Genomic DNA, 9219 nt, shown 5'->3' on the forward strand with positions numbered 1-9219 from the left:
GGGGAACTTCGGCGGGTGAGGCAGCGGGGTCGGTGGGCGGGCGGGCAGGATCGGGGGAAGCGATATCGGTGGGAGTGGTGGGGGTGGTGGGAGTTGTGGGGGTGTCGGCGAGTGTGTCTTGGATGATGCGGCGTGGGTCGTAGTTACGGGGGTCGAGTTTCTTCCATTCGGCGGGGTCGAAGTCGGGGCCGAGTTTGGCGGCCGCCCGTGATTTGGCCATGTCGGTGAGGTCGCGGATCGTTCGTACGAGGTGGGCGAGTTTCTCCGCGTACAGGGGGAGCCGTTGGGGTCCGACGATCAGGCCGGCAACGAGCATGATCAGAAGTAGCTTCTCGAATGAGAGTCCAAACACGGTGTTCTCCAGAGCCTATTTGTTGATGAGGTCACGAGGTGGACGATCCGAACCGCTCCCACCGTCCAGGACCTCGGTCCTGCTGATGCCTGTGGTGCTGGATGGGTCTTCGATGGTGCTGGTATGTCGTGTGATTCTGCGGTCGTGCAGGAGCGCGATTCCGGCGGCGATGGCGAAGAGTCCGGTCATGGGGATGGCGAGCAGGAACATGGACATGATGTCTGCTGATGGGGTGGCGAGGGCGCTGAAGACGAGGATGCTGATGATGACGATCCGCCAGCTTCTGAGGATCGTGACCCCGGGAAGGATCCCGATGAAGTTCAGCAGCACCACGAAGACGGGTAGAACGAAAGCGACGCCGACAGCGAGCACGAGTTTCATGACGAAGTCGAAGTAGTAGGACGCGACCAGGACAGTGCTGTCCTCGGCCGAGCCGAAGCCGGCCAACAGTTCCACGATGTGAGGAAAGAGCAGGAATCCTGTGGTGCAACCGGCGACGAACAGCGGCACGGCGGCCAGGAAGAACCCGAGGGTGTACTGCTTCTCGCGTCGGTTGAGCCCGGGCAGGAAGAAGGCGAATGCCTGGTACAGCCATAGGGGACTGGAGATGGCTACGCCTGTGAAGAGCGTAATTTTCATCTTCAGGTCAAACGCTGCGCTGACGCTGTCGTAGTTCAGGCTCGCGTTGCGGGATGCGGCTAGTGCCTCAATCGGGGCCCGCAAGATATTGAGGACCTGATCGGAGAGCACGTACCCGATGACGGCGCCGATGAGGAGACCGACCGCGGCCCGCAGGAGGCGTTTGTGCGCCTCCTGCAGGTGGGCCTGGACCGACATCCGATTCCTCGCGTGTGGCTGTGCGGTCGGTCTCCTCACGCTCATCGGGTCTCGGCCACCGGACGCTGACCCGGTGTGGCCACGGCGCGGATCACGGTCGGCGGGTGAGCGGCCGTACCCGTCTGAGCATCGCGGTCCTGCCCGGTCCCATAGTCAGGGGTGGAATCGGTATAGGTATCGGGCGCGGGGTCGTTCACACTGCGTGCGGAGGTGTCCTTGGCTTCGGATTTGAAGATCTTCACCGACTGTCCGATGCTCCTAGCCAGCCCTGGAAGCTTGGAAGCGCCGAAGAACAGGAGGACCACGGCTAACAGGATGAGGGCATGCCATCCGGTGAGGTTGTGCAAGATTCCCATGGGTGGGTCTACTTTCTGACGTGATGTGAGGTAGCAGCTGGCGCCCGGGGATGGGCGCTGCTGGAACTACTGAAAGTTGAGCAGGGGCCCGAGGCGTACTACACCTTGGGGTGTTCGACGGGGCCTTGGAAGCGTCGGGGTGGAGGGTGCTCAGCTGGCGGGCGTCGTGGTGGTATCGGTTGGTACTTCCCCGGTCATATCGGTGGGAGGGGTTCCGCCGGGGCCGCCCTCAGGGGGAGTGCCGCCACCCATACCTCCGCCTACGGCGGGTGTGGTGGTGGTATCGACGCCGACGGTGAGGCTGACCTGGTAGCCGGAGTTCGGGTCCCCGGTCACGGTGGCTAGTTGCAGGGCGCCGCCGTCGTCGCTGAACACGTTGTCGGAATCCAGGCTGACCTGGGAGAGGTTAGCGGTGGAGCCTTCGTACCCGGCAAGGGCATACACGGTTTCGCTCACGTCCTGGGGCAGGGCCACCTGGGACGTCGCGACGGCGTTGGCCGAGTTGGTGATGTCACCGATGCTCGGGTAGACCTCGAAGTGGATGTGGGGCCAACGGCCGGTGTAGCAGGCCGGGAAGATCGACGTGTACGTCACCGTGCCTTCGTTGTCGGCTACCTGCACGCCACGGAGGTAGGTTTCGTCCTCGATGCCACTGGAGTACATGGAGTAGCCGCCGGCGGCGTCGCAGTGCCAGACGTACACGGCCGCGTTCGCGAAAGGAATGTTGCCGTTGGCCAGGTCCACGATGGTGAGGTTCAAGGTCATCGGCACGCCCTGCGCTGTGGTCCCCCCGCCGATGCTCGAGCGGATGTCGCTGCGCACGATCCCTGAGTCCTCGAGGGCGTTCACCCCGTTCGACCCGTCGCCCGGGTAAGGACCGGCAGTTTCATCAGGGATCTCTCCTGCGACCGTGGCGGCCGCCGACGCAGAAGATGACGCGGACGCTGTGGCCGTGGAGCTCGCTGTAGCACTCGACGTGGTAGTACTACCTGTTGTGCTGGGGGTGCAGGCCGCCAGAGCCAGGGCTCCTACGCCTGCACCAAAAATCCCGAGCATCGAACGCCGACTGACCAGTGTTCCGATATCGAAGGCGACACCCTGGTCGACGACTTCCTCGTCCGCTCGATCGAGGAGCCGCCCCTCATACATAGGGCCCTCCGGTGTGGTGTCCGGTTCTGGAATATTGCTGCTCATGATGCCTCGCTCGGTTCGCTATGTGGAATAGTTCCAGCATCGAAGACGACCTAAGGTCAGGGCTTTGGTGAACCTATGAACCACCTATGAGCGTGAAACCCGACAACCAGAGCACCGAAACCGTACAGCAAACCCCCAGCTCGTCCACGTCCTTGGAAATGGCAGTGCTCACCTCATTGGGCAGCCGTTATCCACCGCCAGCACCAGTAGCAGGAAATCCGGCAGCGCAGCGAAGCGTTCGGCACCAGAGATCGCCCGGCAGACAAGGCAGATATCGAGGGCCGGATCGGCCCGCACAGCCTCCGGCACACCTTCGCCATCATCGCCCTCGACACCGGCACCAGCCTCCACGCACTCCAGGACAGCCTCGGGCATGCCGACCCCCGCACCACCCGACGCTACGACCGCGCCTGCAACAACCTCACCAAATCAGCCAGCCACGCCGTCGCACGCGCCCTCGCATGATGTGGCAGGACAGTGCTTGGCTCGGGGTGGTCCCCGCTAGCTAGGTTGTGGCACAGGCGGGGTAGGTTCTGCGGCAGGCTTAGTATTTTTAGCTTGCTAGGTCTGCTGCTTGAGCAGTGTGTAGGTGGGGGAGCGGCGCGGAGGCGAAGACGGATTGAGCTACGAGCAGGGCGAGTCCGATGATGCCTGCCTGTTGGCCTTGGGTGGCGCCGGTGATCTGGATCCTGCGTGTGGCCAGCGGTAGGGATCTGCGGTACACGGCGCTTCTGATGCCGGCGAAGAGGTAGTCGTCCGCTGCGGCGAGTTGTCCGCCGATGACGACCACCTGGGGGTTGAAGAGGTTCACGGTGACGGCGATGGTTTCACCAAGGAGTTGGCTGGCGTTCCGGGCGAGCCGGACTGCGTCCCGGTTCCCGCTGCGTAGTAAGCGAACGGCGTCCTCGACCGATTCCGCCTCTACACCTACGGCCTGCAGATCGCGCAAGAGCGCCCACCCGCCGGCGTAGGCCTCCAGGCACCCGATGTTGCCGCACCGGCATTCTGGTTCGTCCTGGACGTGGTCGGGTTTGGGTACGTAGTTGTGCCCGATGTCCCCGGCGGCGCCGTCGGCGCCGTGGTGGAGGCGCCCGTCGGAGATCAGTCCGGACCCGACGCCGGTGCCGACCTTCACCATGAGCAGGTGTCGGACATCGGGGTGGGAGACCTGTTGTTCCCCGAAAGCCATGGCATTGGCGTCCTTTTCGACGATCACGGGGCAGGTGTAGTCGGAGCTGAACCATCCCGGGATGTCGTACTGGTCCCAGCCGGTCATGATCGGCGGGTGCACCACCTGCCCCGAGGCCGTATCGACCGGGCCCGGGACGCTGACACCAATTCCCAGGACGGAGTCGGCCGAGGCATTCGCGCCGATGAGCAACTGGGTGAATTCCTTGCCCACCGTGCCGAGAACGACATCGGGGCCTTCCGTGACGGCGATGCTGAGCTCAACCTCCTCGAGGATGGTACCGGCAAGATCGCACAAGCCGACGCGCATCCCGGTGGCGCCGATATCGGCCACCAGTAGGTGCCCCCCGGTGCGGTTGAAGGCGTAGGACTCGGCAGGCCGGCCCTTGGTGGACTCGGAGCCCGAGGGGATCACCAGGTGTGCATCGAGGAGCGCATCAATGCGCTGATTGATCGTGGAGCGGGAAAGCCCGGTATGAGCGGTGATCTCTGACTTCGTCAGCACGAGACCTGAACGGAGCAGGTGAAGGATCTCCACGGTCCCACCCACAGCGACGCTCGTGCTAGGTGGTACGTGCGGTTTCTCGGCCACTTTCGCCCCTTCGTCGCGGACCCTGCTTGTCATATTAACCCGGTTCTCAGCCCAGTTCTGGTGAGTAGTTGCGTGGGTCACAACCCCTGGTTACGATAACACCCAACGTTACTTCGACGTACATATGGTTTTCAAAGTCAGAAGGGGCAATGATGCCACAGCTACGGAACACCCTGATCCTCGTCGCCGCGACTACCGTGGGAGCCCTCTCCCTCGCCGGGTGCAGCACCACTACTACGACACCAGCAGCGTCCGAGGGTGGGGACGCGAATATCGCGGCCGTTATCAAGGGTCTGGACAATCCTTTCTTCCAGTCGATGGAGGAGGGGATCAAAGCGGCCGATGACTCGATTACCGTGCAGGCCGCGCAGGACATCACTGACACCAGCGGTCAGGCCGACCGGCTCTCCTCGCTGGCAGGTCAGGACTTCAGCTGCTTCATCATCAACCCGATCAGTGGTAACAACCTGCTTCAGGGCGTCGCGCAGCTCAAGTCCAGCGGGAAGACCGTCGTGAACATCGACAGCCCCGTCGACCCTGATGCGGCAGCATCGGCGAACGCCACACCCGATACCTACATCGGGACGGACAACGTATCCGCGGGCAACCTCGCCGGTGAACACATGGCAAGCCTCATCGAGGACGGCGCGAAGGTCGCGATCATCGGTGGCATCGCAGGTGATGTCACCAGCGGGGATCGGGTCACCGGCTTCACCGAGGGTCTCGGCGGTAAGGGTCAGGTCCTCGAGACGGTCTCGGCGGATTGGGACCGTCAGGTCGCCCTGACCAGGGCCGGGGATCTCCTGCGCGCGAACCCGGACATCTCCGGATTCTTCGTGGCCAACGACATCATGGGTCTCGGTGTCGCACGGGCGGTCGCCGATGCAGGACGCACGGGCGAAGTGTCCATTATCAGCGTCGACGGTGTCCCCGAGGGCCTCTCCGGCGTCGAATCCGGGGAACTGACTGCCACCGTGGCCCAGTACCCGTACGCCATCGGCGAGATGGGCGCCCAGGCGTGCGCCGCAGCTGCTGCCGGTGAAGACCTTCCCGAGAACGTCGAGGCCCCGGTGGCCCTGGTGACCACAGACAATGTCGCCGACGCCCTCGCCGCGGCCCCGGCCCCGTTCGAGGACTACGACAACCCATTCGCCGACTAACAGCTTCGCCGAGTAGAAGTTCAGGCCCGACCAAGGAAGCCAGGCGCCATGTCCTCCGTTCCGCACACATCCACTTCGCCATCGATAACCACACCACCTACTCCTGACACGGCAGACAAATCGGGCTCCGGGACGCCACAGGGTGATCGCTGGCACTCCCGGCTTCGGGACATCGGTTTCTGGGCCGACCACGCAGCGATCATCGGCCTGGTGCTGCTCGTCATCGTGTTCACTGCACTGAACCCGGTCTTTCTGACACTCGGGAACATCCAGTCGATCCTCGTCGCCTCATCCATCCTGATGATTCTCACCGTCGGCCAGGCCTTCGTAATCCTCAGCGATGGGATCGACCTGTCCGTGGCCTCGACCATGACACTCGGGGTCATCGCCTTCGGCCTGGTCTTCTCCCAAGGCGGTGGGCTGCTTCTGAGCATGCTTGCCGCGATCGTCGCCGCAGGACTGATTGGCTTCCTCAATGGAATCCTGGTGGCCAAAGGTAAGATCACCGACTTCATCGTCACCCTCGGATCCCTGTCTGTGGCCTCCGGGCTCGCCCTGGTCCTGTCGGACGGCAAGCCGATCTCTGTCTTCAGCGTCGACCTGATCAACTTCTCCACCCACGGCTTGCTGATTTTCGGCTTCCCGTTCATCGTCGCCGCCGTCGTCGCAATCCTGGCCCATGTGGTGCTCTTCCGTACCCGCTTCGGCACGCACCTGTTCGCGACCGGGGGTTCCAAAGAAGCCGCCCAGGCCACCGGCATCAGCACCGCACGCATCAAGATCGCCGTCTATACCATCTCCGGTTCCCTGGCCGGTATTGCCGCCATCATGCTCATCGCACGTGTCGGCGCCGCAGAACCAGCAGCAAACACGACGTTCCTGCTGAACTCGGTGGCCGCGGTCGTCCTCGGAGGCATCAGCCTCACCGGCGGGAAGGGCAACATTTTCGGGCCCATCGTGGGCGCCCTGCTGCTCACCGTGCTCACCAACGGCCTGACCTTGATGAACGTGTCGCAGTTCTACCAGCCCCTGGCCGTCGGCGTCGTCGTCATCCTCGCCGCTCTACTCTCGAGGTTCCAGAAATGACCACTACCATCACCGGACCGATCATCGACGTTCGCGACGTATCCCTGTCCTTCGGGAACGTCAAAGCCCTGCAGAACGTCAACCTCACCCTGGCACCGGGGGAAATCACCGCGATCGTCGGAGACAACGGTGCAGGCAAATCCACCCTCGTGCGTTGCATCTCCGGCATCCACCGCCCCCAATCAGGGTCCATCCACTTCGACGGAGAGGAAACCCACTTCCGCAGCCCAGAAGACGCCCGCGAGAAAGGCATCGAAACAGTGCACCAGAACCTGGCACTGGTCGATGACCTCACCGTCTGGCAAAACCTGTTCCTGAACCGCGAACTCACCCGGGGCATCGGACCGATCCGCTTCCTCGACCGCAAAGCCATGCGTCAGCAAGCCGACCGGATGGTCTCCACCCTCGCCGTGAACGTCCCGGCCGTGAAATCCAAGGTCCGGCGTCTATCCGGCGGACAACGACAAGCAGTGTCCATCTGCCGTGCCGCAGGGTTCAGCTCCAAACTCGTCATCATGGACGAACCCACCGCCGCCCTCGGCGTCCAGGAAACCGCGAAAGTCGAACAGCTGATCCGGAAACTCCGCGATGAAGGACACCCCGTCCTTCTCATCAGCCACAACTTCAGCCAAGTCATGCGCCTGAGCGACCAGGTCTGGGTCATGCGCGCCGGCCGCTGCGTCGCAGGCAGGCGCACCACCGACACCACAGGCGACGAAATCGTCGCCCTCATCACCGGCTCCCGCGAGCAGTAGAAGAGAAGGAACACACCCATCATGGCCTCATCCAACAAGCTCGGTGTCCACGCCCTCGTCTGGGCCGGCGACACCTCCCGCGAATCCGTCGAAACCGTCATCACTCAAACTGCGGCAGCAGGCTACGACCTCGTCGAGTTCTCCCTCCACGACTCCCTGAACCTCGACATCACCCACGCCCGGGAGCTCCTCACCGAGAACAACCTCGGCGTCGTCTGCTCACGCGGCCTCGCCTTCGACGCCGATGTCTCCAGCGACGATCCCGCGACCGTCGAACGTGGAGCGAAACTCCTCCAGGACTCACTACAGATCACCCACGACCTCGGTGGAACCCATTTCACCGGAGCTCTCTTCAGCGCACTCGGTAAGTACGGGGCACCCATGACCGCCGCCGGCAGGGACAACGTCGTGGGCGTCCTCAAAGACCTTGCCGCCGAAGCGCAGTCCCGATCAATGACACTCGGCCTGGAAATCTGCAACAGATACGAGACCAACGTCATCAACACCGCCCACGACGCGCTGCGCCTAGCGGACGACATCGGCGCGGACAACGTCCTCATCCATCTGGACACATACCACATGAACATCGAGGAGAATGACCTCGTCACACCCGTCTACGAGGTAGGGGACAGGCTCGGCTACGTCCACATCGGCGAGAACCACCGCGGGTACCTCGGCTCCGGCCACCTCGACTTCACCTCCTTCTTCCACGCTCTCGCCGGCATCAACTACACCGGCCCCATCACCTTCGAAAGTTTCTCCTCCGCCGTCGTCGCCCGCGGGCTCTCCAACGACCTCGCCGTCTGGCGGAACCTGTGGACCGACAGCGAGGACCTCGCCGTCCACGCCCGGGTCTTCATGGAGAACCAGCTCCACGCGAACCAGGCCACACGGTGACCCTGGAAGACCTCCTTCAACGAATCGCGGATCTGCAGAACGAGCACGGTGACCCCGTCATCATCGGCGTCGTCGGCGCCCCCGGCGCGGGTAAGACCACACTCGTCGAGCAACTCATGCAGCGGCTCAACACCGCGGAGCCCGTACCCGAACGCCAGTACCACGCGCACGTACCCATGGACGGATACCACCTCGCTGATGTGGAACTGATCCGGCTCGGCAGACTCGACCGGAAGGGAGCCCCCGACACCTTCGACGCCCACGGATACGCCGCACTCCTCAAGCGGCTACGCGAACCCCGGCACGCAGTCACCTACGCCCCAGGGTTCGAACGCACACTCGAGCAGCCCATAGCCGGTGCCATTCCCGTCTTCCCGGCAGCGACCACCATCCTCACCGAAGGAAACTACCTCCTCCTCGACGAGCCCGGCTGGCAGGACGTCCAGCAGCAGTGCACTGAAATCTGGTACTGCGATCAGGACGACGAACTCCGCAAAGAACGGCTCATCGCCCGGCACATACACTTCGGCAAGAACCCTACTGCGGCCAAGCAATGGGTCGAGGAAGTCGACGAAACCAACGCACAGCTCATCCACAACACACGGCACCGCGCCGACCTCGTCGTCACACTTGAAGAAAGCCTAGAACTGTCTGAATAACGGTGTGCGCTCCGGCCGGGACTGTGGATTTAACGGTGTTTCTGGCCTGACGCGTCGCGCGTGAGCGTGGCGGGAAAGGTGCCGTCATGACGACACTGGATGTTGTGAGTCCGAAGAAAGAATCGAACGAGGATCGGTCCGCG

The 9219-nt window shown here is 63.2% G+C and carries 12 protein-coding genes; 6 read left to right on the top strand and 6 right to left on the bottom strand.

Annotation, left to right across the window (positions count from 1 at the left end):
* The 5 genes from AC792_RS00405 to AC792_RS17570 all read right to left on the bottom strand — a co-directional run.
* Positions 1-352: Sec-independent protein translocase TatB (locus AC792_RS00405; protein ID WP_152915932.1), on the bottom strand; the 352-nt coding region annotated here is incomplete at its 3' end.
* 15 nt (positions 353-367) lie between these two features.
* Positions 368-1189: a twin-arginine translocase subunit TatC gene (gene tatC / locus AC792_RS00410; protein WP_082177210.1), complete on the bottom strand. Its 822-nt coding sequence runs from the start codon at positions 1187-1189 to the stop codon at positions 368-370.
* Between the two features lie 41 nt (positions 1190-1230).
* Entirely contained in the window at positions 1231-1545 is a 315-nt protein-coding gene (tatA, locus tag AC792_RS00415; RefSeq protein ID WP_049828629.1) for a twin-arginine translocase TatA/TatE family subunit, read from the bottom strand.
* Positions 1546-1695: 150 nt separating this feature from the next.
* Positions 1696-2739: an intradiol ring-cleavage dioxygenase gene (locus AC792_RS18080; protein WP_049828630.1), complete on the bottom strand. Its 1044-nt coding sequence runs from the start codon at positions 2737-2739 to the stop codon at positions 1696-1698.
* A gap of 168 nt (positions 2740-2907) precedes the next feature.
* Positions 2908-3114 carry a hypothetical protein gene (locus AC792_RS17570; RefSeq protein WP_049828631.1) on the bottom strand — a complete coding sequence of 69 codons (207 nt, stop codon included), beginning with the start codon at positions 3112-3114 and terminating at the stop codon, positions 2908-2910.
* On the opposite strand from AC792_RS17570, the gene AC792_RS18085 reads away from it, so the two are divergent.
* The gene (locus AC792_RS18085) at positions 3025-3204 is read left to right on the top strand and encodes a tyrosine-type recombinase/integrase (RefSeq protein WP_442853585.1); all 180 of its coding nucleotides are present in this window, start codon (positions 3025-3027) and stop codon (positions 3202-3204) included. The two genes, AC792_RS17570 and AC792_RS18085, sit on opposite strands and share 90 nt — an antisense overlap.
* 88 nt (positions 3205-3292) lie before the next feature.
* Here the strand turns inward: AC792_RS18085 and AC792_RS00430 are convergent, their stop codons facing one another.
* Positions 3293-4465 carry an ROK family transcriptional regulator gene (locus AC792_RS00430; RefSeq protein WP_160317580.1) on the bottom strand — a complete coding sequence of 391 codons (1173 nt, stop codon included), beginning with the start codon at positions 4463-4465 and terminating at the stop codon, positions 3293-3295.
* Positions 4466-4668: 203 nt separating this feature from the next.
* On the opposite strand from AC792_RS00430, the gene AC792_RS00435 reads away from it, so the two are divergent.
* The 5 genes from AC792_RS00435 to AC792_RS00455 are packed head-to-tail and all read left to right on the top strand — an operon-like array spanning position 4669 to position 9076.
* On the top strand, positions 4669-5679 hold the full coding sequence (locus AC792_RS00435) for a substrate-binding domain-containing protein (RefSeq protein ID WP_235436282.1): 1011 nt from the start codon (positions 4669-4671) through the stop codon (positions 5677-5679).
* Positions 5680-5727: 48 nt separating this feature from the next.
* A complete protein-coding gene (locus AC792_RS00440) occupies positions 5728-6765 on the top strand; it encodes an ABC transporter permease (protein WP_082177212.1) in 1038 nt (345 codons plus the stop codon).
* Complete coding sequence (locus AC792_RS00445) at positions 6762-7520, top strand: ATP-binding cassette domain-containing protein (protein WP_049828633.1); 759 nt, start codon at positions 6762-6764, stop codon at positions 7518-7520. The genes AC792_RS00440 and AC792_RS00445 overlap by 4 nt, the downstream gene beginning before the upstream one ends.
* Before the next feature lie 21 nt (positions 7521-7541).
* A complete protein-coding gene (locus AC792_RS00450) occupies positions 7542-8417 on the top strand; it encodes a sugar phosphate isomerase/epimerase family protein (protein ID WP_049828634.1) in 876 nt (291 codons plus the stop codon).
* Positions 8414-9076, top strand: a complete 663-nt coding sequence (locus AC792_RS00455; RefSeq protein WP_049828635.1) for a nucleoside/nucleotide kinase family protein — start codon at positions 8414-8416, stop codon at positions 9074-9076. The genes AC792_RS00450 and AC792_RS00455 overlap by 4 nt, the downstream gene beginning before the upstream one ends.
* The last annotated feature ends 143 nt before the right edge of the window (positions 9077-9219 follow it).

This window comes from Arthrobacter sp. RIT-PI-e, from assembly GCF_001187915.1.
GTDB lineage: Bacteria > Actinomycetota > Actinomycetes > Actinomycetales > Micrococcaceae > Arthrobacter_D.

What these genes read in the sequence shown, in the direction of transcription:
- AC792_RS00445 (WP_049828633.1), top strand. Translation starts at nt 6,762, where the DNA reads ATGACCACTACCATCACCGGACCGATCATCGACGTTCGCGACGTATCC.
- AC792_RS00435 (WP_235436282.1), top strand. Translation starts at nt 4,669, where the DNA reads ATGATGCCACAGCTACGGAACACCCTGATCCTCGTCGCCGCGACTACC.
- tatC (WP_082177210.1), bottom strand. Translation starts at nt 1,189, where the DNA reads ATGTCGGTCCAGGCCCACCTGCAGGAGGCGCACAAACGCCTCCTGCGG.
- AC792_RS00450 (WP_049828634.1), top strand. Translation starts at nt 7,542, where the DNA reads ATGGCCTCATCCAACAAGCTCGGTGTCCACGCCCTCGTCTGGGCCGGC.
- tatA (WP_049828629.1), bottom strand. Translation starts at nt 1,545, where the DNA reads ATGGGAATCTTGCACAACCTCACCGGATGGCATGCCCTCATCCTGTTA.
- AC792_RS18080 (WP_049828630.1), bottom strand. Translation starts at nt 2,739, where the DNA reads ATGAGCAGCAATATTCCAGAACCGGACACCACACCGGAGGGCCCTATG.
- AC792_RS00440 (WP_082177212.1), top strand. Translation starts at nt 5,728, where the DNA reads ATGTCCTCCGTTCCGCACACATCCACTTCGCCATCGATAACCACACCA.
- AC792_RS17570 (WP_049828631.1), bottom strand. Translation starts at nt 3,114, where the DNA reads ATGCCCGAGGCTGTCCTGGAGTGCGTGGAGGCTGGTGCCGGTGTCGAG.